General features: G+C 40.4%; 21 protein-coding genes and 1 other annotated feature. Of the genes, 12 read left to right on the forward strand and 9 right to left on the reverse strand.

Annotation, left to right across the window (positions count from 1 at the left end; translation table 11 throughout):
- The first annotated feature begins 28 nt into the window (after window positions 1–28).
- Entirely contained in the window at window positions 29–1,357 is a 1,329-nt protein-coding gene (brnQ, locus tag AFK25_RS11795; RefSeq protein ID WP_009361552.1) for a branched-chain amino acid transport system II carrier protein, read from the forward strand.
- Window positions 1,358–1,379: 22 nt separating this feature from the next.
- On the opposite strand, the gene ezrA is transcribed toward brnQ, so the two are convergent.
- Window positions 1,380–3,071 carry a septation ring formation regulator EzrA gene (ezrA, locus tag AFK25_RS11800; RefSeq protein ID WP_009361553.1) on the reverse strand — a complete coding sequence of 564 codons (1,692 nt, stop codon included), beginning with the start codon at window positions 3,069–3,071 and terminating at the stop codon, window positions 1,380–1,382.
- 162 nt (window positions 3,072–3,233) lie between these two features.
- On the opposite strand from ezrA, the gene hisJ reads away from it, so the two are divergent.
- Together hisJ and AFK25_RS11810 are read left to right on the forward strand one after the other, a co-directional pair.
- Window positions 3,234–4,022: a histidinol-phosphatase HisJ gene (gene hisJ / locus AFK25_RS11805; RefSeq protein WP_035065315.1), complete on the forward strand. Its 789-nt coding sequence runs from the start codon at window positions 3,234–3,236 to the stop codon at window positions 4,020–4,022.
- Window positions 4,023–4,035: 13 nt separating this feature from the next.
- Window positions 4,036–4,521 (forward strand): GAF domain-containing protein, encoded by a 486-nt coding sequence (locus tag AFK25_RS11810; RefSeq protein WP_026011492.1) that lies wholly within the window; start codon window positions 4,036–4,038, stop codon window positions 4,519–4,521.
- A 28-nt stretch (window positions 4,522–4,549) separates the two neighbouring features.
- On the opposite strand, the gene AFK25_RS11815 is transcribed toward AFK25_RS11810, so the two are convergent.
- Entirely contained in the window at window positions 4,550–6,397 is a 1,848-nt protein-coding gene (locus tag AFK25_RS11815; protein ID WP_033383243.1) for a sensor domain-containing diguanylate cyclase, read from the reverse strand.
- A gap of 381 nt (window positions 6,398–6,778) precedes the next feature.
- Between AFK25_RS11815 and rpsD the strand changes: the two genes are divergently transcribed.
- The gene (rpsD, locus tag AFK25_RS11820) at window positions 6,779–7,381 is read left to right on the forward strand and encodes a 30S ribosomal protein S4 (protein ID WP_006320770.1); all 603 of its coding nucleotides are present in this window, start codon (window positions 6,779–6,781) and stop codon (window positions 7,379–7,381) included.
- Between the two features lie 35 nt (window positions 7,382–7,416).
- Here the strand turns inward: rpsD and tyrS are convergent, their stop codons facing one another.
- Window positions 7,417–8,676: a tyrosine--tRNA ligase gene (gene tyrS / locus AFK25_RS11825; protein WP_009361557.1), complete on the reverse strand. Its 1,260-nt coding sequence runs from the start codon at window positions 8,674–8,676 to the stop codon at window positions 7,417–7,419.
- A gap of 52 nt (window positions 8,677–8,728) precedes the next feature.
- Window positions 8,729–8,953: a binding site (T-box leader), on the reverse strand.
- Between the two features lie 138 nt (window positions 8,954–9,091).
- Between tyrS and AFK25_RS11830 the strand changes: the two genes are divergently transcribed.
- Window positions 9,092–11,878, forward strand: coding sequence for a transglycosylase domain-containing protein (locus tag AFK25_RS11830; protein ID WP_009361558.1), 2,787 nt, complete (start codon window positions 9,092–9,094; stop codon window positions 11,876–11,878).
- A gap of 25 nt (window positions 11,879–11,903) precedes the next feature.
- Here AFK25_RS11830 and acsA read toward each other — a convergent pair whose 3' ends face one another.
- On the reverse strand, window positions 11,904–13,622 hold the full coding sequence (gene acsA / locus AFK25_RS11835) for an acetate--CoA ligase (protein ID WP_035065566.1): 1,719 nt from the start codon (window positions 13,620–13,622) through the stop codon (window positions 11,904–11,906).
- 167 nt (window positions 13,623–13,789) lie between these two features.
- On the opposite strand from acsA, the gene AFK25_RS11840 reads away from it, so the two are divergent.
- Genes AFK25_RS11840 through AFK25_RS11850 form a run of 3 tightly spaced genes read left to right on the forward strand, consistent with a single transcriptional unit; the run spans window position 13,790 to window position 16,256 of the window.
- On the forward strand, window positions 13,790–14,422 hold the full coding sequence (locus tag AFK25_RS11840; RefSeq protein WP_003398366.1) for a GNAT family N-acetyltransferase: 633 nt from the start codon (window positions 13,790–13,792) through the stop codon (window positions 14,420–14,422).
- A 20-nt stretch (window positions 14,423–14,442) separates the two neighbouring features.
- Window positions 14,443–15,087, forward strand: coding sequence for an acetoin utilization AcuB family protein (locus AFK25_RS11845; protein ID WP_009361560.1), 645 nt, complete (start codon window positions 14,443–14,445; stop codon window positions 15,085–15,087).
- Entirely contained in the window at window positions 15,084–16,256 is a 1,173-nt protein-coding gene (locus tag AFK25_RS11850; protein ID WP_035065313.1) for an acetoin utilization protein AcuC, read from the forward strand. Before AFK25_RS11845 ends, AFK25_RS11850 begins: the two co-directional genes overlap by 4 nt.
- 27 nt (window positions 16,257–16,283) lie before the next feature.
- On the opposite strand, the gene ccpA is transcribed toward AFK25_RS11850, so the two are convergent.
- Window positions 16,284–17,285 (reverse strand): catabolite control protein A, encoded by a 1,002-nt coding sequence (ccpA, locus tag AFK25_RS11855; protein ID WP_035065564.1) that lies wholly within the window; start codon window positions 17,283–17,285, stop codon window positions 16,284–16,286.
- 163 nt (window positions 17,286–17,448) lie between these two features.
- The gene (locus AFK25_RS11860) at window positions 17,449–18,531 is read right to left on the reverse strand and encodes a bifunctional 3-deoxy-7-phosphoheptulonate synthase/chorismate mutase (RefSeq protein ID WP_009361563.1); all 1,083 of its coding nucleotides are present in this window, start codon (window positions 18,529–18,531) and stop codon (window positions 17,449–17,451) included.
- Window positions 18,532–18,681: 150 nt separating this feature from the next.
- Between AFK25_RS11860 and AFK25_RS11865 the strand changes: the two genes are divergently transcribed.
- Window positions 18,682–20,838, forward strand: coding sequence for a cell division protein FtsA (locus AFK25_RS11865; RefSeq protein WP_035065310.1), 2,157 nt, complete (start codon window positions 18,682–18,684; stop codon window positions 20,836–20,838).
- Between the two features lie 24 nt (window positions 20,839–20,862).
- Here AFK25_RS11865 and AFK25_RS11870 read toward each other — a convergent pair whose 3' ends face one another.
- Window positions 20,863–21,978, reverse strand: a complete 1,116-nt coding sequence (locus tag AFK25_RS11870; RefSeq protein ID WP_009361565.1) for an aminopeptidase — start codon at window positions 21,976–21,978, stop codon at window positions 20,863–20,865.
- Window positions 21,979–22,107: 129 nt separating this feature from the next.
- Here AFK25_RS11870 and AFK25_RS11875 point away from each other — a divergent pair, with 129 nt between their 5' ends.
- Genes AFK25_RS11875 through ytxJ form a run of 3 tightly spaced genes read left to right on the forward strand, consistent with a single transcriptional unit; the run spans window position 22,108 to window position 23,179 of the window.
- Entirely contained in the window at window positions 22,108–22,500 is a 393-nt protein-coding gene (locus AFK25_RS11875) for a DUF948 domain-containing protein (protein ID WP_009361566.1), read from the forward strand.
- A gap of 12 nt (window positions 22,501–22,512) precedes the next feature.
- A complete protein-coding gene (locus tag AFK25_RS11880; RefSeq protein ID WP_009361567.1) occupies window positions 22,513–22,863 on the forward strand; it encodes a hypothetical protein in 351 nt (116 codons plus the stop codon).
- The gene (ytxJ, locus tag AFK25_RS11885) at window positions 22,850–23,179 is read left to right on the forward strand and encodes a bacillithiol system redox-active protein YtxJ (RefSeq protein ID WP_009361568.1); all 330 of its coding nucleotides are present in this window, start codon (window positions 22,850–22,852) and stop codon (window positions 23,177–23,179) included. The genes AFK25_RS11880 and ytxJ overlap by 14 nt, the downstream gene beginning before the upstream one ends.
- Window positions 23,180–23,190: 11 nt before the next feature.
- On the opposite strand, the gene murC is transcribed toward ytxJ, so the two are convergent.
- Both murC and AFK25_RS11895 read right to left on the reverse strand, forming a co-directional pair.
- Window positions 23,191–24,492 carry a UDP-N-acetylmuramate--L-alanine ligase gene (gene murC / locus AFK25_RS11890; RefSeq protein WP_009361569.1) on the reverse strand — a complete coding sequence of 434 codons (1,302 nt, stop codon included), beginning with the start codon at window positions 24,490–24,492 and terminating at the stop codon, window positions 23,191–23,193.
- A gap of 161 nt (window positions 24,493–24,653) precedes the next feature.
- Complete coding sequence (locus tag AFK25_RS11895) at window positions 24,654–25,763, reverse strand: nicotinate phosphoribosyltransferase (RefSeq protein WP_009361570.1); 1,110 nt, start codon at window positions 25,761–25,763, stop codon at window positions 24,654–24,656.
- Between the last annotated feature and the right edge of the window lie 15 nt (window positions 25,764–25,778).

Below are 25,778 nucleotides of genomic sequence, written 5' to 3' on the forward strand. Positions count from 1 at the left end.
GGTACGGAGACAACAAAGGAGGATCAACATGTCGAAAAAAGATTTAATCGCTGTCGGTTTCATGTTATTTGCTTTATTTTTCGGCGCTGGTAACATGATTTTTCCTCCTGCTCTCGGACAAGCAGCAGGAGAAAACGTATGGATTGCTATTGCTGGCTTTTTAATTACCGGCGTCGGATTACCCGTTTTAGCCGTAAGCGCCATTGCAAAAACAGGAAGTGATTTACAACAATTAGCTAGTCGAGTACATCCTGTATTTGGTGTTATCTTCACAACGATCATGTATTTAGCGATCGGCCCCTTTTTCGGCATTCCACGTACAGGGACTGTCTCGTTTGAAATTGGAGTGACGCCATTTTTACCTGAAACAGCCGATCGTTCCATCATGTTAGCCGCGTATACAGTCATTTATTTCATTGTATCGCTTTGGTTGGCATTAAATCCATCGAAATTAGTTGACCGCATCGGTAAGTTATTAACACCGCTTTTACTTATCGGTCTTACTTTGTTTTTTATCAAAAGTGTATGGACACCTATGGGAGAAATCCAAAAACCAACCGATGCCTATGCACATGCGCCGTTATTTAAAGGATTTATTGACGGATACTTAACGATGGATGCCATTGCTGCGCTCGTTTTTGGTATTATTGTCATTCAGGCTATTCAACAAAAAGGAATAACAAACAAAAAACAACTGACAAAACTTTGCATTCAAGCTGGGCTTATTGCTGCCTCTGGACTAACGCTCGTTTATTTATCGCTCGCTTTCATCGGTTCATCAAGCGTGCAGGCGATTGGTTATCGCGATAACGGTGGAGAAATTATTAGCCAAGCAGCCACTTACTTATTTGGCGAAGCAGGGACAGTCATCTTATCGGTTATTATTATGCTTGCGTGCTTAACGACATCTGTCGGTTTATTATCATCGTGCGCAAGCTATTTTGCGAAAATTTCGCCAAAGCTCTCTTATCGAATGCTCGTCATCGTGATGAGCGTCTTTAGCGCGTTCATCGCAAATGTCGGTTTAACAAAACTGATTTCATTATCCATTCCTGTGCTTATTATCATTTATCCGTTAGCCATTACTCTCGTCGCTCTATCGTTTTTACATGACTATTTTGGCGGAAAACAAACGGTTTACATCGGAGCGATTTCTGGTACATTTCTTGTGAGCGTCGTTGATGGGCTAAAAACAGCAGGATTTGATGTATCCGCCATTTTACACGTATACGAAAAAACGTTACCTTTGTTTGAACAAGGAATTGGTTGGCTCACACCGGCACTCGTCGGTGGCTTGATCGGTTTATTGCTAAACAAAACAAATCATGTCACACGTACCGAAAGAAAAGCAAGTTAAAAACGAGTGAAGGGATTCCCTTTCACTCGTTTTCTTTTAGCCACTCACGAATACGTTCAAACGCTCCTTCTTCCACTTGCTCTACCGTAGCAATCGCTTTTTGTAAGGATAATTCGTATTCATATCGCCGAAACAACTGTTCCGCTTCTTCTAATCCTTCTTTCACCGTATGGAAACGACGACGGTAACGGTTTCCATATTGAATGACTTGTTCAGCTAATCGAGCTTGTTCAATCATTTCCTTTGTTTGATCACATACATTTTGCACAAAAACGACCGCCTCGTCTAGCGCTTGATGAACAGCTTCCATATTTAACGGTTTTCCGTCTAATGTAAGCGACACACGCGTTAAGCTTTCACGCGCTTCGCTCACTTGCAACATATAAGATTCCGGTAGCCCAGGAAGTTTGCTTTTTTTCACGAGCCGAATCGCTTCAGACAATTGTTTTTTCATTTCTGCTAATTTCTCACGCGCTGCTAATTCGTCTTTTCTTAATGCATATAAGTGCTCACGAAATTGGGCGTGCTTTTCTTTCACCGCAGCAATTTGCGCTAAAATTTCCTCCAATTCTTCACGAATAAGCGAGTAAGCTAAACGCTCCTCGATCATTTTCGTTTGAATTAACATAAATCGTTTCATCAATTGTTGCACTTGTTTTTCAATTTGTCGATATTTATCAAGATCATGTTGTGATAAATGATAACTTTGCTGAACAAATAACGTTTCATCGCGCGTTTCTTTCGTTTCTTCTTCTAACTCGTAAAGCGTTTGTTCAATTTTTTCCGTTTCATCATGAACGAAACGTTCCGCATATACTTCTTTCTCTAACAAATCGTACAACGTATCAACATCTTCTTGCACTTCTCGAAGAAGCTTTTCTGCTTCATCGACAGCAAGCGTTTCTAACAGCGTAAGCACTTTTGACAATTTCTCCCGAATCGTTTCTACTTCTTTGTCAACAGGCAAATGGTCAAGCACATATCCTTTCTCTAACAGTTCACGATATCCTTCGACAATATTGTCAAGTTGTGCTGGAATTTCAACTTGCGCATCGCTCAGTAAAAGTGGAATGTGTTCAATAAAATGGTTCAACTCATGTAATTCATTTTGAATAAGCAACACTACTTCACGAGCAGCTAAATAATTCCCTTCCGTCGTTAACTGTTCAAATGTTTGAAATTGTTGTTGAAGGGCATTTAATCGCGATTCAAGCGCAGTTTCTGTACGCCCGAACGTATGACGTTGAGTAAGCATCGCTTTTTTTACTTGGCGATACTTCTCTTTTAATTGTTCAATTTCTTCACGATTTTTTTCTTCACTTCCAACTAATTCTTGTAACTCTAGTAAAATGCGTTGAATGCTCCCTTCAATTTCTTGAAGCTGCTGTTTTGTTTGCTGTAACGCATCTTTTGCTTTCATAAACCGATATTTGACTACTGCTTCCTCAATATCAAACAACTTTTCTTCTATGTTCGGCAGTTGAACAGCGACAATGTCATCCCATTCATTCCGCCACTTTTCAAACAGCTGCTCTGTTTCCCCCATCATATTTAATGACTTAATTTTCGCCATTTCTTCTGGTACAGGGCGATTCATTAAAGAAATTTTCCATTGTTCCAATTGATCAATTTGTTTATATAAACGTTTTCGGTACACATATGTATATGTAAGTCCTCCGATGACGAGGAGCGCACTAATCGCTACAAATTCCATAATGGGCCTCCTTGTTGTCAAGCTTTCTTTTTTGTGGAGAAGGCATTTTCTTTTCAATGATTTTATGATACCATGTTAGCAACATTTTTTGAGCAAAAATTTTAATTTTTTTCCTAAAAAAACGTGATTTTGTCGAATTTTGCGCCAAAAGAGGTGAAAAACGTGCGTGACGGGCATATTCATACACCGTTTTGTCCCCACGGAAGTGACGATGCGCTGCATGAATATATCGAAAAGGCCATTTCGCTTGGTTATACAGATATTTCATTTACCGAACACGCACCGCTTCCGAAAGGATTTATCGATCCAACCCCTTATCAAGATAGCGCGATGAAAGAAGAACAACTAGCGTCGTACGTATCAATTTTACAATCATTAAAAAAACAGTACGAAAGACATATTCGTATTCGCATCGGATTAGAGGTTGATTTCATTGTCGGATATGAACAAGAAACGAAAACATTTTTAAATGAAATCGGTCCACAATTAGACGATAGCATTTTATCCGTTCATTTTTTACAAATGAACAATCGGTACATGTGTATCGATTATAGCGAAGACATGTTTGGCGAAATCGTTGCAGCGTTTCACTCTATTGAACGAGTGTATGATGCGTATTATAACACCGTTCTCGCTTCTGTTGTTGCCGATTTAGGCCCATACAAACCAAAACGTATCGGACATATCACGCTCGTCCGCAAGTTTCATCGAGCATATCCGTGTGAATACGATGAGAACAAAATCATCACACGCATTCTAGATGAAATGAAAAATCGTCAACTAGAACTTGACTACAACGGTGCCGGCACAACAAAACCGCTCTGCTTAGAGCCATATCCGCCTCATTGGGTTGTAAAAGAAGCGTTAAAACGCGGCATTCCGCTCGTATATGGCTCGGATGCTCACTCGGTTGCTGGCCTTCACCAAGGAATGGAACATATGCTGATATAAAGGAGTGAAATACATGTTTCATGCACAAACATACACAGGGACAAGAGAAGAAAATTATGCACTTGTCATCGATCAATTAAGAGCGTTAATTTCGGATGAAAAAAATGTTGTGGCAAACCTAGCCAATGCTTCTGCTTTATTGAACTACTTTTTACACGATATTAATTGGGTCGGTTTTTACATAACAGAAGGAAATGAACTTGTTCTCGGACCGTTTCAAGGATTGCCCGCATGCGTGCGCATTCCATTTGGTAAAGGCGTATGTGGGACAGCAGCGGCCGAAAAACGAACAGTGCGTGTGGCAGACGTTCATACATTTCCTGGCCACATTGCATGCGATGCTGCATCTCAATCTGAAATTGTCGTTCCGATGATAAAAGACGGCCGTGTGATTGGTGTGCTCGATATTGATAGTCCAATAAAAAACCGTTTTGATGAAGTAGATGAACAGTATTTACAACAGTTTGTTGAAACGCTTATTCAATATGTTAACATATAAGAAAGAGGCCGAAATATTTGGCCTCTTTTTAATATTCTTGAACAACGACGCGATTTTTCCCTGTCCGTTTCGCCGTATACAATGCTTCATCAGCGCGATTAAATAACTCTTTCACAGAGTCCGCGCGATTTTTCTTCCAGTACGATACCCCACAAGAAATCGTCACCGGTGGGTTTGTTAGCTCACGAACTTTTTGTACTAAGCGGTTCGCAATCGATAAACCTGCATTAATAGACACTTTTGGTAAATAAATGGCGAGTTCTTCTCCTCCCCATCGAGCTCCAATATCATTTTGGCGAATGTTCGCTTTAATAATATTTGCTACTTGAATAATAATTTCATCGCCTACTTGATGTCCGTACGTATCGTTTATTTTTTTGAAATTATCAATATCTATTAAAATAAATGTACCTAATCCATCCTCTTCCATCGAACGTTGGATACGTTCATCTAAATAATGACGTGCATATAAATTTGTTAGCCGATCTGTAATGACCATTCGTTCAAGTTCTTCACGCAATGCTGCGTTTGTAAACGCCAACGTGGAATGATGAATAAGTGATTGTAACAATTTAAACATATCAAACGAAAAGTGGTACGCCTCTTGATGTAACACGATCGCTACACCTTTCATCATTCCGCGCATCATCGGTACGGCCATAAGCGAACGAAAACGTTTTGCATGATCACTATGAATTTTCACATCACCTAAAAATAAATTATCCCGTGGATGTTGAATGCGATGGAAAACGAAATCTACATATGCCTTTGCTTCGCGTGATTGGAAAAATGCCGTACTTCCAGGAAGTACTTTACGCTCTTTTTCTTGTAAAATAATAAAACCGACTTCTTCCGCATCGAATGACGTTTTAATTTTTTCAATCATAAACTGCAGGGCGTCTTGGAAGCGTAAGTTCGTATTTAAGTGGTGAATCGTCTCGTTAATAAGTTGTAAATCAGCAATTAATCGTTTCGATTGTTCGTATAATTTTGCATTTTCTAATGCGCTACCAGCCGTATTTGCCAATAAGGAAATAAAGCGCATTTCCCGTTCTGGCAGCTCCATAATTGTCGGAGCAATCATTTCGATCACCCCGTAAATCCCTTGAGCTCCTTTAATCGGAGCATAAATCACAGACTTTTTATAAACAAGCGAATCATGAAGCTGGATTTGTCCAGTGACATACGCTTGCATCGCCCCCATGTGCTCATCTTCATTTTCAAATGTAAGTAGTTTAATCGGCAAATCTCGGTCTGTTGTGCTGTCATAAGATAAAAACAAATGAAACGTAAATGCCGGATATACTTCTTTTAATGTTTTTACAATTTCCTCAAGTACATCCCCGATATTCATAGACGCATGAATTTTTGTTGCCGCTCGATGCAATTGTTCGTATCTTTTTTCCTCACTTAATACTTCAGACACTTTGCGAATGCGAGCAAACACTTTTAAAAAGTCTTGTCTCATTTGTTTAATTAACGATCTCGGTATCATATCTCGCACATGAAGCTGAAAACGAACGAGTCCGAGTGAATCTTCTGAAAAATGTATACCAAACTGAACGGTTTTGATTTCGCTTTCATCATCGATGACAACAACATCATCAAACTGTTGTTTTAGCTGCTCATCAAACGGAATCATATATTTTTCTCGCTGTTGTTCAATGATGTGATTTGTCGTCACTTCAGGTTCAAAAGCGTGTTTAAACGGGTTAAGCACATAAAACGTGACATCTAACAAGTGAAACTCTTTTTGCAATAAAGTGATCAGCGCTTGGATGATGCGAGGTAAATCTGTAAAATCTTCTTCTGTTAAAAACCAATCGAAAAACTTTTGCTTAAACATGGCGTATTGATCGCGTTCTTGAACGTTCATTTTTTTCACTCACCCGCACATACTTCCTCTCTTTATATGTATGAACCATATAAATAAAAAAATGAGAGTTTCTGTCATATTTCTAAAACTGAGGACCTATTAATTATATCATACCATACTCCTTATTATAAAGACTATACAAAAATTGTTGACTTAGACACGAAAAAAAACTATAATAGCCTTTGTGTAAAATATTGCAGCCTTTGTGCTCACATTTGTATGTCCATTTTGTTCCCCATAGAGAGCGTCATTCTCTAATTGGAGGTTGTATCGTGTAACTCTCAGCTGCTAGGGCGAGGATACATGAAAACAAAATGGCGATAAATGGTGAGGCACGACTGTTTTTATTTTACCAAAAATAAAAACAAAGGAGGAGCATTTATGGCTCGTTATACAGGTCCAACTTGGAAAATTTCTCGCCGCCTTGGCATTTCATTGAGCGGTACAGGTAAAGAATTACAAAAACGTCCTTACCCACCAGGTCAACATGGTCCAGGACAACGCAAAAAATTATCTGAATATGGTATGCAGCTTCAAGAGAAGCAAAAACTTCGCCATATGTACGGTGTAAACGAACGTCAATTCCGTAAAACGTTCGAAGAAGCTGGTAAAATGGCTGGTAAACATGGTGAAAACTTCATGATCTTACTTGAGTCTCGTTTAGACAACCTTGTTTACCGTTTAGGTTTCGCGCGCACTCGCCGTCAAGCTCGCCAATTAGTTAACCACGGTCATATTTTAGTTGATGGCAGCCGCGTTGACATCCCATCTTATCGTGTAAAACCAGGTCAAACAATTTCTGTTCGCGAAAAATCTCGCAACCTTCAAATTATTAAAGAAGCGCTTGAAGTGAACAACTTTGTACCTGATTACTTAACGCTTGATGCAGACAAATTAGAAGGTACTTACACTCGTTTACCTGAACGCTCTGAATTGCCTGCAGAAATTAACGAAGCATTAATCGTTGAGTTCTACTCACGTTAATAAAAAATCCTCTCTGCCAAAGCAGAGAGGATTTTTTATGCATAACGAATTAAATAATATTTTTTCTTGCCGCGGCGAATAATCGTAAAGCGTCCTTCAATGCGATTTTCTTCTGTCATTATTTTATTTACGTCTTGCATGCGCTCGCCGTTTACGTAAATCGCTCCATTCGCTACGTCCTCGCGAGCTTGACGTTTCGATGGACAAATGCCACTCGCTACGAGCAAATCAACAAGCGCCACTTCCTTTTCATGACATACATACGATGGTACATCTTTAAAACCTTGTTCAATCTCATTTGCTGTTAATTTTGCTACTTCTCCGCTAAAGAGCGCCTCAGAAATGTTGATTGCCTGTTGCAACGCTTCCTCCCCATGAACGAGACGCGTCATCTCCGCAGCTAATGCTTTTTGTGCTGCCCGTTTTTCCGGTGCTTCAGCTGTTTGTTTTTCTAATTCCATAATTTCTTCGTGCGATAAAAACGTAAAGTACTTCAAATATTTTACAACATCACGATCATCTGTATTAATCCAAAATTGATAAAACTCATATGGAGACGTTTTGTCAGCATCAAGCCATACCGCTCCACCTTCTGTTTTCCCAAACTTTGTTCCGTCTGCTTTTGTTACGAGCGGAACTGTTAATCCAAACACTTTTGCATCTTCTTCTGTTTTTCTAATGAGCTCGAGCCCCGCCGTAATGTTCCCCCATTGGTCACTTCCGCCAACTTGCAACTTGCATCCATACATTTCATACAGCTTCAAAAAGTCGTATGCCTGCAAAATCATATAACTAAACTCTGTAAACGAAATTCCTGTTTCCAATCGCGACTGTACAGATTCTTTCGCAAGCATGTAGTTAATTCCAAAGTTTTTCCCGACATCACGCAAAAATGTAATGACATCAAGCGAACCGATCCACTCGTAGTTATTTGCGATAATCGCTGGATTGTCATCTTTGTCAAAATCTAAAAAGCGGCTTAACTGTTGTTTAATTCGCTCACTGTAATAAGCGACCGTCTCTTTTTCATTTAATTTTCGCTCTGCTTTTTTTCCACTCGGATCTCCAATCAGTCCCGTTGCTCCACCAACGAGCGCAATCGGTTGGTGACCAGCTTGTTGAAAACGACGCAACATTAAAATCGGAAGCAAATGACCGATATGCAAACTATCTGCCGTTGGGTCAAAACCACAATATACTTTGACGCTTTCCTCTGCTAACAGCGCTTTCAGTCCATCTTCATCTGTCATTTGATTAATTAAACCGCGAAATTGTAAATCTTGAAGCAAATCCATTGCAACCACCCTTTCTGTTTATTATGGAAACAAAAAAACCCGTCCTTCATTATGAAGGGACGAGTTTCATCGCGGTACCACCCTACTTAGAGAACATATATGTTCTCTCGCTTCATTGACATAACGGCCTATACCGTCTTTTGCTACTTTCGCACAAGCTGTTCGCAAAAGATGCTCACGGAGGTAATTCATGCTTACCTATGTACTAGTTCGCACCAACCACTAGCTCTCTGTCAACAGGGAGATAAGCACTACTCGTTCCGCTCATCGCTCAATTATTTACATGTTAGTATACCCTCTTTTATCATAAAACATCAACTGTTGTCAAGATATTCAAACAAAATTAGACATTTTCCGATACGAAAAAACAAATTATGATATAATAATGAAAATACAATACGGATGGGAGGTCACTATGTCAGAAAAACAAGTCCGATTTTCATGGCAAAAACTATGGCATCATTTTACGATTACGTACGAAGTGATTTGGAATGTATGTTTAATTATATTGATCGCCTGTTTATGCGCATTCAGTTTTGCCTTCGGTGTCGGTGCGGGATATTTTGCCTCACTTGTGAAAGATGCCAAGCCAATTCCTTACAAAGAAATGAAAAAAGATATTTATAACTATGAAGAAACAACGCATATTTATTTTGCTAATCGTGAATATCTTGGCTATTTCCGTTCGGATTTAGAACGCGATGAAGTCAAACTTTCACAAGTTTCCCCTCATTTCATTCAAGCGGTCATCGCTACAGAAGATGAACATTTTTATGAACATAAAGGGGTTGTACCAAAAGCTATTATACGTGCCATTTTCCAAGAAGCAACAAACTCCTCGACACGTAGCGGAGGAAGTACATTAACTCAACAGCTTGTAAAAAATCAAATTTTAACGAGCGAAGTGTCGTTTGAGAGAAAAGCAAAAGAAGTGTTGCTCGCTTTACGACTTGAAAAGTTTTTCTCAAAAGATGAAATATTGGAAGCCTACATTAACGTTGTGCCGTTCGGGAGGAACGCATCTGGGCGAAATATTGCCGGCGTGCAAGCTGCCGCAAAAGGCGTTTTCGGCGTCGATGCAAAAGAATTAACGCTGCCGCAAGCTGCTTTTTTAGCAGGATTGCCACAAAGTCCATTTCGCTATACACCGTTTACAAGCGAAGGGGAACTAAAAAGCGATCTATCTCCTGCGCTAAATCGAATGAAAACTGTATTAACGCGCATGAAAAAAGCTGGATACATTTCAGAAGAGCAATATAAGGACGCGTTATCATACGACATTACAAAAGACTTTGTTTCTTCCTTGCCATCTCCAGTGGAAAAATATCCATGGCTGACGTTTGAAATCGAACGTCGCGCTAAAGAGATTTTCATCGATTTATTAGCGAAAAAAGATGGATACGAACGGCAAGATGTACGTTCCAACGACCAGTTATATAAAGAATATGCCGAAAAAGCCGAAAAACAATTACGCCAAAACGGCTACACGATTTACACAACGATTGATAAAGACATATATGAGCGGATGAAAGCGATTGTCGAAAAATATCCGTACTTTGGAAGCGATACAGTTGTTCGGAAAAGAGATGAAAAAACAGGACAAATGATTTCTGTTCGTCAACCGGTAGAAGTCGGAGCGATTTTAATCGAAAACAAAACAGGGCGTATTATTAGCTTTGTCGGTGGACGAGATTATAACAGAGAACAACTGAATCACGCCACCCAAGCGTATCGTTCGAACGGTTCAACGATGAAGCCGCTTCTCGTCTATGCACCAGCAATGGAAATGGGCATTATTCAACCGGGATCTGTCATTCCAGATATTGATTTAGAAATTCCTACACAACAAGGCCCATATCGCCCAAAAAATGCAGATGGTAAAACACACGGCTTAACATCGGTTCGTCATGCGCTAAAAAAATCGTATAACATTCCTGCGATTCGGACATATGCGCGCATCATCGACCAACGCCCCATTTCATATTTAGAAAAAATGGGCTTCACAAGCTTAACAACGGGAGATGGACATCATTTATCCCTTGCCCTTGGGGGATTAACAAAAGGAGTAACGATCGAAGAAAATGTAAACGCATATGCAACGTTTGCAAATGATGGAAAGTTCATTGACGCGTATTTAATCGAAAAAATTGTCGATAAAAACGGAAAAGTTGTATATGAACACGAGACAAAACCAGTTGAGGTGTTTTCGCCTCAAACAGCGTATTTAACAATCGATATGATGCGCGATGTGATTCGCTCTGGCACAGCAGCCTTTTTAAATGGCAAGTTAAAATTTTCAGCAGATTGGGCTGGAAAAACAGGAACGAGCCAAAATACAAAGGACGCTTGGTTTGTTGCGACAAATCCAAATGTAACGTTCGGTACTTGGATAGGATACGATACACCAAAACCGCTTGAAAAAAGCTATAAAGGGTTATCATATTCACAAAGAAACTTATTGCTATGGGCACAGCTGATGAATGGGGCGTACGATATTCGCCCAGAATTGATTGCGCCGAAAGAACGATTCCAAATGCCTGGAGGAATTGTCCAACGCTCATATTGCGCAATTTCTGGATTACTTCCATCAGAAACGTGTAAACGATTCGGACTGATCGAAAGCGATTTATTCAATACAGCGTTTGTACCGAAAAAAGAAGACCCGTATTTAATTAGCGGAGCTTTCGTTGAGTTGAACGGAGAACGATACGCCTCTTTACCGACAACACCGAAAGAATTTACAAAAGAAGGTGTGATGATTGATGCTTCGTTACTTGAAGCGTGGGGAATTCAACATATAAAAGATATGAGCAAATTACTCCCGCAAAACGATAAATGGAAACATGTATTTGTCGCAAAAACGCTTCAAGAAAACGGGAAAAAACCTGACCCACTAGCTGCACAACAAAAAGGAACGACGCTCGTTTGGAACGAACATCATGAACAAGACGTCATCGGTTATCGGGTATACTACGCTTCATCCGAAACAGCAACGTTTCAAGTTATCGCAACAATTCGTAAAGGCGAACAAAAAAGCATACCGTTAAAACAAGGAATATATTACGTGACGGCTGTCGATATTGCTGGATTGGAATCGAATCCGTCCAATATCGTTCGTATGTTACCTGCGACACCACCCGAGCAATCAACCGATGAACAACCGATAGAAATACCAACAGAAGAACAGTCATCAACAAACTAAAAAAATCGGGCCATGCCCGATTTTTTTAGTCTTCCATTGTTGATAAATCACCTGTCGGTAAGTTTAGTTCCCAAGCTTTCAAGACGCGACGCATAATTTTTCCACTTCGCGTTTTTGGCAGCTTATCACGGAACTCGATCTCACGTGGCGCCGCATGCGCAGCTAAACCTTTTTTCACAAAGTTACGAATATCTTCTTTTAATTCTTCTGATGGCTCGTACCCTTCTCGTAAAGCAACAAACGCTTTAATAATTTCACCGCGCACCGGATCTGGCTTTCCGATAACACCTGCTTCTGCAACAGCAGGATGTTCAACGAGTTTGCTTTCCACTTCAAACGGACCAACACGCTCTCCCGCTGTCATAATGACATCATCAATTCGTCCTTGGAACCAGAAATATCCGTCTTCATCCATATATGCCGAATCGCCCGATACATACCAATCACCAGGTAAGAAGTACGACTCGTATTTTTGTGGATTGTTCCAAATCGCGCGCATCATCGAAGGCCAACCTTTTTTAATTGCTAAATTGCCCATGCGATATGGCGGTAATTCATTTCCTTGATCGTCAACAATCGCTGCCTTTACTCCTGGAATTGGTTTCCCCATCGATCCCGGCTTAATTTCCATACACGGATAGTTACAAATGAGTTGTGCCCCTGTTTCTGTCATCCACCACGTATCGTGAATACGGCGATTGAACACTTTCATTCCCCAACGGACGACTTCTGGATTGAGCGGTTCCCCTACGCTTAAAATATGGCGAAGCGAGCGCAAATCAAACTTTTTCACAAGCTCGTCCCCAGCACCCATTAACATACGAAACGCCGTCGGTGCACTATACCATACCGTAACACCGTAGTCTTCAATCGTTTTATACCATGCTTCAGGGTTAAAGCGCCCACCTACAATGACATTTGATGCCCCACAAAGCCATGGACCGAAAATGCCGTACGAAGTTCCTGTCACCCAACCTGGATCAGCCGTGCACCAATATACGTCATCTTCTTTTAAATCTAATACCCATTTTGCTGTTTGACAATGTTGAATCATCGCGTTATGCACATGCAGTACACCTTTTGGTTTTCCTGTTGAACCAGATGTATAATGTAAAATAAGTCCGTCCTCGCGTCCGACCCATTCAATCTGAAAATGTTTGCTTGCTGCGTTCATCCGCTTTTTCAAATCAAAAAATGGCCCTTCTTCTTTAATGTCATCTCCAACTAAAAATACGTATTTTAATGCTGGTAATTCATTTACAGGTACACGTGGTAAAAGCTCCGGCGTCGTAATAATCACTTTTGCTTCGCTATCTTCTAAACGGTCACGTACTGCTCCTTCCATGAACGCCTCGAAAAGAGGTCCAACAATTGCGCCAAGTTTAATTGCTCCAAGCACAGAGAAGTACAGTTCAGGCGAGCGAGGCATAAAAATGAAGACGCGATCGCCTTTTTCTACATCGGCCACTTCTTTTAACACGTTGGCTACTTTGTTTGAAAACTCCTTCATTTCTTTAAATGTGTATTTTTCTTCTCTTGTCGCGTCACGATAATAAAGAGCCACTTTGTTTTTTCGGAACGTTTCTGCATGACGATCAATCGCTTCATACGCCATGTTTACTTTTCCTGTTTCATACCACGAAAAATATTTTTCTGCTTCAGACCAGTCAAACGTTTTATACGTTTCTTCATAATTTTTTAAATTGAAATCCCCTTGAATGACTGGTAGCGTTTCCACTTTAATCATCCCAAACTCCCCCTTGTTTGAAGTGTTTACATTCGTATTATATTATACTATAAACAATTTCTCAATTTTTAAAAAATTTTCATTTATGTTTATTATGAAAACGATTTAATTTTTATTTTTTTATGTATAATTGAAGTGAGATTATTTCAGTAGGCGGTGGGGCAATGGAGCATAAAAAAACATATAACGCAAAACAATTAAAAACACCGAAAGGGACGTTAATTATTGAGGGACCGATTTCCCCAGAAAAATTAGCTAGCTACGAATTTCATCATGATTTAACAGCATTTCGACAACCGCACCAGCAACATCAAGCGCTCATTGAAATTGCAGGCCTTCCAGAAGGCCGAATTATTATTGCACGCCACGGTCATACGATCGTTGGTTACGTCACGTTTTTGTATCCTGACCCGCTTGAAAGATGGTCACAAGGGAAGATGGAAAATTTAATCGAACTCGGGGCAATCGAAGTTATTCCAGACTTTCGGGGATGTGGCGTCGGAAAAAATTTATTGAAAGTAGCGATGATGGACGATGCGATGGAAGATTACATCATTATTACAACAGAGTACTATTGGCATTGGGATTTAAAACGAACCGGTTTAAACGTATGGGAATATCGGAAAGTGATGGAGAAAATGATGAACGCGGGCGGACTCGTTTGGTATGCAACGGACGATCCTGAAATTTGTTCGCATCCAGCTAACTGCTTAATGGCGCGCATTGGGAAGCGCGTCGATCAACAATCGATCCAAAAGTTTGATCAACTTCGCTTTATGAACCGCTTTATGTATTAAAAAACAAAGGGGATGGGGAAATGATTGTCGAACAAATGATGAAAACAGATGTCATCGCACTAAAGCCGTCAAATACAATTGCCGATGCGTTAAATGTTGTCAAGCAAAAAAACATTCGTCACTTACCAATTGTCGATGAGGAATATCATGTTATTGGAATCGTCACCGATCGCGATTTACGCGATGCAAGTCCATCGATCTTTCATGCAAATGAACATGTAGAAGATTTACAAAAACCGTTAAGCACCATTATGAAAACAAACGTCATTACAGGTCACCCGCTTGATTTCGTCGAAGAAGTGGCAGCTTTATTTTACGAACATCGCATCAGCTGCATGCCAATCGTCAAAGAAAATAAACTCGTCGGCATTATTACGGAAAGCGATTTGCTATATACGCTCGTACAATTAACAGGGGCTCATCAGCCCGGCTCACAAATTGAAATTAAAGTGCCGAACCGAACAGGGATGTTAAGTGAAGTCGCTTCTGTTTTTCAAAAACGGAACATCAATATTTCAAGCGTTCTTGTATATCCTGATCAAGATGAAAAGTATAAAGTGCTCGTGTTTCGTATTCAAACGATGAACCCGATGGCGATTATTGATGATTTAAAAGCGCAAGGATACGACGTACTATGGCCAAACTTGCCGGGGGTTTCATCATGAGCAAAAATAGTGTGTTCGTTTATTCCGATGCATTTCAAACGTATAAATTCCATGATCGCCATCCGTTCAATCAACTGCGTGTCAAACTAACGTATGACTTATTACAAACGGTCGGTGCGCTCCATGATTCACAAATTGTAGCACCGCGTCTTGCCACAGATGAAGAGCTAGCTCTTGTTCACGATATGGATTACATTGAAGCAGTAAAAAAAGCGGGGAAGGGACAACTTTCAGAAGAAATTGCAATCAATTATGGCTTAGGAACGGAAGATACACCTATTTTTCCAAATATGCATGAAGCGAGCGCCCTTCTTGTTGGGGGAACATTAACAGCGGTTGATTACGTGCTTTCTGGAAAAGTCGAGCATGCGCTCAGTTTAGGCGGAGGGCTTCATCATGGATTCCGCGGCAAAGCATCCGGATTTTGCATTTACAATGACAGTTCTGTCGCCATTAAATATATGCAAGAAAAATACGGTGTCCGCGTTTTATACGTCGACACAGATGCTCATCATGGTGATGGAGTACAATGGACGTTTTATGACGATCCAAATGTTTGTACATTTTCCATTCATGAAACAGGACGTTACTTATTCCCTGGTACAGGAAATGTCAATGAACGAGGACAAGGAAAAGGATATGGTTACTCCTTTAACATTCCTGTCGACGCGTTTACAGAAGATGAGTCTTGGCTAGCAGCATATAAAGAGGCACTCATGGAAATCGCCGACTTCTTTCGGCCTGACGTCATTTTAACCCAAAACGGTGTGGACGCTCATTATTACGATCCGTTAACTCATTTATGTGGGACGATGCGCATGTATCGTGAAATTCCAAAACTTGCACATCAAATTGCTCATCAATATTGCAACGGTCGTTGGATTGCAGTCGGTGGCGGAGGATACGACATTTGGCGCGTTGTTCCGCGTGCATGGGCGCTATTATGGCTTGAAATGACAGAACAATCCGATATTTCTGGACATTTACCGAAAGAATGGATTGCTCGCTGGCAACAACATGCACCCGTTTCTTTACCGCTCGAGTGGGATGACCCGGACGACTTATATCCACCCATTCCGAGAAAGGCAGAAATTACAGAAAAAAATGCCCAAACTGTCATCAAAGCACTTCAACCAATTCGAAGCAATAAACAACGATTAAATTTATAAAAAAATCATAAAGAGGCTTCTGCCTCTTTATGATTTTGTCGAATCGCGATATTCAATTCGATGTGGTAATACAACAATGTGATTGTCCACATGTTCTTTGTTCATATATTTTGTTAATAAACGCATCGCTACCGCACCAATATCGTACATCGGCTGTACGACTGTCGTTAGCTTCGGGCGAACCATTGTAGCTAAACGAGTGTTATCAAAACCGACTACCTCTAATTCATCAGGAATGCGCACACCACGGTCTTGGGCCCCATGAATGACACCAAGCGCCATTTCATCTGTCCCAACAAAAATGGCTGTTGGTCGCTGGGCAAGTTCGGCTAGTTTTTCATATGCTTCCATTCCTGAATCATACGTGTAATCCCCTTCAACGACGAGCTCGTCATCATAAGCAATATTCGCTTCTTCTAAAGCACGGCGATAACCAGCTAATTTTTTCAATCCGTTAATTGGGTCATTTAGCGGCCCTGTCACATAAGCAATTCGTTTATGTCCTTTTTTGATTAACATATGTACTGCATCATATGCCGCTTGCTCATAGTCAATATTGACGGATGGAATAATATTGTTTTTTTCAATGGTTGCAGCTAATACAATCGGTACATCTGACTTTTTAAACTGCTCGACATGCTCTTCAGTGACATCGCCGCCCATAAATAAAATGCCATCGACTTGTTTTGCCAACATCGTATTTAATAAATGCAGCTCTTTTTCTTTATTTTGATCTGAATTACTTAAAATAATGTTATACTTATACATCGTTGCAATATCTTCGATGCCGCGAGCCATTTCTGCAAAGAAAATGCTTGATATATCTGGAATAATTACTCCGACTGTCGTCGTCTTCTTACTTGCTAATCCGCGCGCCACCGCATTCGGACGATATCCGAGTCGCTCAATCACTTCTAATACTTTTTTGCGTGTAGAAGGCTTTACGTTTGGGTTCCCATTTACTACACGTGAAACGGTCGCCATCGACACGTTTGCTTCTCTTGCGACATCATAAATTGTTACATTCATCACATACACACTCCTTTTCAGCGCTCTATATATCGAAAACTGTCGTACATCGCAATTTTATGTAAAAATATCATACGATAAATGATTACCCAAGTGCAACGTTTTCACAAATAAATTCATAAGAAAAAGAAAAGCTGGCGAACAAATCACCAGCTTCTTCTCGTTATGCTTTTACAAATTGTTTTTGAAATGATTTTAATTCTTCCATAAACTCATTGAACTGATCAATGTCCATCTGTTGTGCGGAATCAGATAACGCCACAGCAGGATCAGGATGCACTTCAGCCATGACGCCATCCGCCCCAATGGCAAGCGCTGCTTTCGCACACGGTAAGAGTAAATCTCGACGCCCTGTCGAATGTGTCACATCAACAAAAACAGGTAAGTGCGTTTCCTTTTTCAAAATCGGCACTGCAGAAATGTCAAGCGTGTTGCGCGTCGCTTTTTCATATGTGCGAATGCCACGTTCACACAAAATGATTTGTCCATTTCCTTGCGACATAATGTATTCTGCCGCATGAATAAACTCTTCAATCGTTGCAGCTAATCCACGCTTTAACAACACCGGTTTATTCACTTGCCCAGCCGCTTTGAGCAACTCAAAGTTTTGCATATTGCGCGCCCCGATTTGAATGACGTCAATATAATCAAGCGCTGTTTCAATATCTGCAGGCGTCACAATTTCACTAATAACCGCTAAATCGAATTCATCTGCTACACGTTTTAAAATTTTTAACCCTTCTACTCCAAGACCTTGGAAATCGTATGGTGATGTGCGTGGTTTATACGCTCCCCCTCGCAACAATTTTAAACCGTGACGCTTGATTGCTTGTGCAACTTCCGCCACTTGTTCATAGCTTTCAACGGCGCATGGTCCCATGACAAAATATTGATTGCCATCGCCGATTTTTTCCCCTTTCACATCGACAATCGTATTTTCTGGCTTTTTCTTTCGAGATACGAGCAATGCTTTTTTATGATCATCTTCTTGTAAATCAAGACCGGCTTTAAAAATTTCTTTAAAAATATGTTTTAACGTCGCCGTATCAAACGGGCCGTCGTTATGTTCTAAAATTAAATCCAACATTTTTCTTTCACGAACAGGATCATAAAAATACGTCCCTTGGGCATCTTTAATTTTCCCGATTTCTTGAACAAGGCGTCCACGTTCATTAATTAACTTTAACAACTGTAAATTTAACTCATCAATCTTTGCTCTCAGCTCATCTAATCGTTCGTTACTCATTCATCTCATCCTTTCTTTATATAAGCTAAAAAATATGGTACATTTCTATATAATTAGAGATTATTATAAACGAAGTGGATAAAGTTGTCACCCCTTTATTTATAAAACGCGTTTAAGCAATAAAGAATTTTTTAATTTTCGAAAAAGAAGGTGGGAAGCTTGATTTTTGCATTAGATATCGGCACTCGTTCAGTGGTTGGCATTATTTTAAAGGAAACAGACGGACAATATCAAGTTGAAGACATTGTCATCAAAGAACATGAAGAACGGGCCATGCTTGACGGACAAATTCATGACGTACTTGCTGTTGCGAAAGTCATTATCGATATAAAAAAAACGTTAGAGGAACGGCATGGGCCTCTTACACGTGTATGCGTCGCAGCAGCAGGTCGTTCATTAAAAACAGAAAAAGGAAAAACAACGATTTCAGTGAAAGGAAAACCGCTTTTAACTCATGAAGATGTCACATACTTAGAACTCGCCGCCGTTCAACAAGCACAAATGACGTTAGCGGAAAAATCATCGAATGAAAAAAGTCATCATTATTACTGCGTCGGTTATTCGGTGACGCGCTATGAAATTGATGGTGAAGAAATCGGCAGCTTAATTGATCAACAAGGAGATGAAGCGAGCGTTGAAGTCATCGCCACATTTTTACCGAAACTTGTCGTCGAGTCGCTTCTTGCAGCATTGCAACGTGCCCATTTAGAAATGGAGGCGCTAACACTCGAACCGATCGCTGCCCTAAATGTACTCATCCCTCCGACGATGCGGCGATTAAATGTTGCGCTTGTAGATATTGGTGCAGGAACGTCTGATATCGCGATTACAGATGGCGGGACAGTGATTGCTTACGGAATGGTACCGATGGCGGGCGATGAAATTACAGAAGCGATTTCTGATGCATATTTACTCGATTTCCCTCTTGCTGAACAGGCAAAACGTGACTTACATACAAAAGAAACAGTAACGATTACAGACATTCTCGGTTTTGAAACAGAAGTGTCTCGCGAACAAATGATTGCAACTATTTCTGAGGCGATTGATCGACTTGCTGATGCGATCAGCCAAGAAATTTTACGATTAAATAACGATCAACCGCCGAAAGCGGTGATGCTTGTTGGAGGAGGAAGCTTGACGCCAGAACTGCCAAAACGGCTTGCTCAAAAACTTCATCTGCCAGAAAATCGCGTCGCCATTCGCGGCATTGATGCCATTCAAAAATTGCACATCGATCGTGAAGAAATGAAACATCGTCCAGAACTCGTAACCCCTATTGGCATTGCGATCGCTGCAAAGCAAACACCCATTCAATACGTAACAGTAGAGGTAAACGGACAATCGATTCGTTTATTTGATATGAAACAATTGACGATCGGTGATGCACTATTAACTGCAGGTATTCAATTACATAAACTATACGGCAAACCCGGCTTAGCTTGCGTCGTTACGCTCAATGGAAATACAATTACAGTTCCCGGAACACACGGAGAGCCACCAATCATTATGAGAAACGGTGAACCAGCAACGTTCGATACACCGATTAAAAACGGCGACCATATCGTTGTTGAAAAAGGGAAAGACGGAAAGCAAGCAACCATTCAACTTCGTGATTTGCTTGAATCATTACCGACAAAACAAGTGACGATCAATGGGCAACAATATACGATTGAACCGCTTGTGTTGCGGAACGGGGAACTTGCTTCCCTCGATGCTGTTTTATGTGATCGAGACGCCATTGTCGTCCATATGCCAGAAACGATGGAACAACTTTTGCAAGCAACAAAAAACGACCATCTTCTCCAACATCTCGAGCCATTTACGATCACGTTAAACGGAAAAAAAATAAAGTTTCCTGAATGGTGCGCAACGATATGTCGAAATGGAATGGAGTGCCAACGCTATACCCCATTTGAAGACGGCGATCACATCGTCGTTCATGAACAAAAACAGCGAACAATCGCTCAAATAGCGGAAGCAAGACAGTTGAACATTCATTACTCGCTTCCAATTATATTTAACGGTGAAACGTTAACATTAACAAAACAAATTGGTGCGTTTTATCGTAACGGTGAACAGCTTCATGAGGACGATCTCGTTCAACATGGAGATGAGCTTCAATTTAGCGAGCGAAAAATCGAGCCGTTTATTTTTCAAGATATATTTCAATACGTCCAAGTTGATATTCCTCAAGGAGCGTCAACAACATTTACATTACTGAAAAACGGAAAACCGACAACATTTTACGAGACGCTTGCCCCAGGTGATCAACTTGAAATTATTTGGCAGAAGAAAAAGCAACTATGAGCAGCCCATAGTTGCTTTTTTCTTTTATTTTAAGTTTTCTGGATTTAACGGCTCTAACTCTGGGAGAACAAAACGGCCGTCTTTACGAATGAGCACACCATCAAAATATATTTCACCGCCACCATATTCTGGACGTTGAATCATAACCATATCCCAATGGATGTTCGAATGGTTGCCATTGTACGCTTCATCGTAACATTGACCTGGTGTGAAATGGAAGCTACCATCGATTTTTTCATCAAATAAAATGTCTTGCATCGGATGTTGAATGTACGGGTTGACTCCGATTGCAAATTCGCCGATGTAACGCGCCCCTTCATCTGTATCAAAAATTTGATTAATACGTTCTGTATCGTTTGCTGTTGCTTCAATAATTTTTCCGTCTTTAAACGTTAATTTGACATTTTCAAACGTAAAGCCTTGATAAGGTGAAGGCGTATTAAATGTAATTGTACCATTGACGGAATCGCGAACAGGAGCGGTATATACTTCTCCGTCTGGAATGTTCATTTGACCTGAACATTTTATAGCAGGAATATCTTTAATGGAGAACGTTAAATCTGTACCTGGTCCTGTAATGCGCACTTCGTCTGTTTTATTCATCAACTCAACAAGGGCATCCATCGCTTTATCCATTTTGCCGTAGTCTAAGTTACATACGTTGAAATAAAAATCTTCAAACGCCTCTGTACTCATTTTCGCAAGCTGTGCCATAGACGGATTCGGATAGCGGAGCACGACCCATTTCGTTTTCGGTACACGAATGTCCCGATGCACTTTTTGCATAATTGTTTTTCCATGAATTTTCATTTTGTCAGCTGGTACATCCGCAAACTCATTAATGTTATCCCCTGCACGTAAGCCGATGTAAGCATCCATTTCTTTCATGACGTTTGCTTCAAATTCAGCCATCATGTGAAACTGCTCTTCTTGTGCACCAAGCAGAAGCGCACGATCGACTTGATGATCTTTTAATGAAACAAACGGATACGCTCCTACAGCATACGCTTCACGCACAAGTGCAATGACGAGCTCTCGCTGCAAACCGAAGTTTTCGATTAATACTTTCTCCCCTTTTTGTAGGCGAAGCGAGTAATGAATTAAATTTTTCGCTAATTTTTCAATGCGTGGATCTTTCATTTTGTATTCCTCCATTCCATCGTATGTACATGTATATTGTAACCGATCTACAAAAAATTTGGAGTTTTTTGCAGGATTTTTTCTCTTTTTGTCGAATGAAATGTAAGATAGACAGAAAGGGGTTTTACAATGAACATCGTTTTGTATAGTAGCATTGCGCTCATCTCCATCGCCTTTCTCATTTTAGTTATTTATGTCGTCCAAACATTAAAAACACTTCAAACGACGTTACAACACGTTGCAAAAACAGTAGAAGAAGTTGAAAAACAAATGCATGAAATTGGGAAAGAAACGGCACAATTACTACATAAGACGAACGCGCTTGCAGATGACGTGCATAAAAAAGCAGAAAGCTTGCAAAGCGTATTCGATGCAGTAAAACAAGTAGGTGTTACCGTTCAAACATTTAGCGACTCGATTTCTAAAACGTTAACAACAAACGAAAAAAAAATTGCGCAGGCGATTCAGTGGGGACAAACACTCATTGAAATATGGACAAAATGGAAAGAGAAACGAAAGTAAGGAGGCATTCATATGGCAAAAAACGGTTCTTTTCTACTCGGGGCCATTGTTGGGGGAATTGCAGGTGCAGCAGCAGCACTCTTTTTGTCGAGCGAACGCGGAAAGCAGTTATTAACCGAATCAGCACAACATGGAAAACAACTGTTGAATGATTTCAAAGAAAGCAATATAAATGAATGGAGAAAAAGTGAAGAAAAAGAAGAACCGATAAAAAGCGAACAAGAGAAATCGCATTCCATTTCATCTATCCCGATTCCGCTCCCTTCATCAGATGTGGAACAGTTATTAAAAGAAACGGAACAAGCGGTTCATGATGTCGAAAAACGTTTGAATAAAGGAACTGATGCACATGGAGAAAGTTGAAACAATTGAACAATTTGAGCAAATTTTCTTGTCACATCGCCCGTTTTTATTTATGAAACATAGCCTTACATGCCCAATTAGCCATCGGGCATGGCTAGAATTTGAACGGTTTACAAACGATTTTCCACACATTCGCGCCTATTACTTACATGTACAACACGCTCGTCCGTTGTCACAGCATATCGCAGAAGCGCTCCAAGTAAAGCATGAATCTCCTCAAGTGTTATGGGTGACTGAACAAGGAGTAAAGTGGCATGCTTCACATTGGAACGTCACATACGAACAAATGAAAAAAGCAACTATGAGCGCATCATAGTTGCTTTTTGCTTATACGTGAACCGATTGTTCGTATTTCTCTTGAAATTTTTGAATATCGCCTGCTCCCATAAAAATAAGGACAGCGTGATCATGGTGTTTTAACACGTCAACTTGTTCCTCATGCAACAGTTTAGCCCCATCAATTTTTGCACGCAAATCCTCGATGGATAATTTCCCTTGGTGCTCGCGCGCTGAGCCAAAAATATCGCACAAATATACCGCATCAGCAAGCGATAAACTTTCAGCAAATTCTTGTAAAAATGTTTGCGTCCGTGTATATGTGTGCGGTTGAAAAATCGCAACAATTTGACGATCTGGATACTTTTGTCTTGCCGCCTCGATCGTTGCCCGTATTTCCGTCGGATGATGAGCATAATCATCAATAAGCACTTGTGAACCAAACGGTTTCTCGTGGAAGCGACGTTTCACCCCAGGAAACGTTTTTAATCGTTCTTGAATAATGCTCACATCAATCCCTTCGTAATGGCAAAGCGCAATGACAGCAAGCGCATTCAGTACGTTATGATCGCCATATCGAGGAATATGGAAAGAAGCAAAAAACGTATGGCGCACAAACACATCAAACGATGTACCTTCTGATGTTTTCACAATATTTCGTGCTTGAAAATCATTATCTTCAGCAAACCCATAAAAAACAACAGGAACTTTCGCTTGAATTTTTTGTAAATATTCATCATCCCCGCAAGCAATAATTCCTTTTTTCACTTGCCACGCCATTTGTTGAAATGCAGAAAACACATCTTCAATATTTGCAAAATAATCTGGATGATCGAAATCAATATTTGTCATAATCGCATAATCAGGGCAATATGCTAAAAAATGACGACGATATTCGCACGCTTCAAATACAAAATATTTACTTCCTTCTCTTCCCTTTCCGGAACCATCTCCGATTAAATATGACGTCGGTTGCGCTCCTTGCATCACATGAGCGAGCAATCCTGTTGTCGATGTCTTCCCATGGGCGCCAGTCACAGCGATACTAGTAAATTTCTGCAAAAATTCACCTAAAAACTGATGATAACGAATGACTGGTACACCGAGTTCGCGAGCGGCTACAATTTCTTCATGAGTATCTGGAAATGCGTTCCCTGCAATCACAACCATATTTTTTTGAATATTTTCCGCCCGAAATGGAAGAATGGGAATCCCACGTTCTTCTAAAGCCTCTTGCGTAAAAAACCGCTTATCATAGTCTGAACCTTGCACAACACATTTCATATCATGTAACACTTGAGCAAGTGCACTCATTCCAGTACCTTTAATGCCGACAAAATGGTAAATAGTCATAAAAAAACCTCCACCAACTATCGTTGATCTATATAGCAGTATATGACACAAATTACGTTTTGCTATTTTCATCTTATGTAACAAACTTCATTATACCATCGTTTCACCGCGATGATAAGAAAAACTGATAGAAGCATCATTCTTCTATCAGTTTTTCCGTGTTACTGACCAGTATACTCCACTTTTTCAAGGCGTGGATTTGGACGATAACGGCGCCCTGCTTTCGCTTGATGTTTTCCGTTTAACAATACGTTATCGCCAGTAAAGCCGATGTGTACTTTTAACAAACTGCTTCCTACACCGTACATATCAACTGGCACACCTTGTTTTTCAAACTCAATAATGCGCTGTTCGTTGAATCCGCCACTAACAACAATTTTCACATGCTCAAATCCTTCGCGATCAAGTGCCTCACGCAAAGCGAAAATAAGTGGTGGATTGACACCGCGCGGATCAAATGTGCCAAGCACTTCTGGGTGACGAATAAAATATTGATCGATCATCGTTCGAGACGTATCGACGCGAACAGCCTTTAACTTATCACCGAACTCTCGCGCCACTTTCAGCGCATCTGTAATACAGTCATTATTATAATCGACAAGAACGATTAAATCGTCATCTGGATATTTTGTATGGTACGCCTTTGCTGCCGCAACAACATCCCCATCAAACAATTGAATGAGCGCATGCGGCATCGTTCCCATTCCTTGTTTCCCCCACCATTCGTTCATCGCATGGGTCGCTTGCGCGGTTGAACCGCCAATAAAAGCGGCATATCCATCACCCGCTTGCATCATAAAATGGTCATCACGATCCCCCATAAAAATGACCGGTTTTTGCACACCTGACAAAGCGGCAGCTTTAACGACGTTATACACGTTTGTTGCTACAGATGTTCGGCGCGCCAAAATCCCGTCAATAATCCCTTCTAAATATCCGAAATTTTGATACGGACCTGTGATGGTCAACACCGTTTCAAACGGGCTAATTTTATCTCCGTCTTTTAATGAATAAATTTCTAATTTTTCTGGTTCGTCCGCAAATGTATGCAACAAAGCAATCACTTCATCCGTTCCGCATAAGACGGCATGTTCTTTTTGGAAAAACTGCATCGTGACAATATTATTTGGACGAAATTCTTTTACAATTTCGCGCGTTTTTAAAAAATATACAGCTGAAAACCAACCATCTCGCACACGTTCATCAAATTTAAACGTTTTATTCGTTAGCCGTTTAATCTTTCCTTGTAGCTTTAATTCGATTTCTTTCATTTTGCTTTCCCCTTC

It is taken from the genome of Anoxybacillus gonensis, from assembly GCF_001187595.1.
In the GTDB taxonomy this organism is placed as follows: domain Bacteria; phylum Bacillota; class Bacilli; order Bacillales; family Anoxybacillaceae; genus Anoxybacillus; species Anoxybacillus gonensis.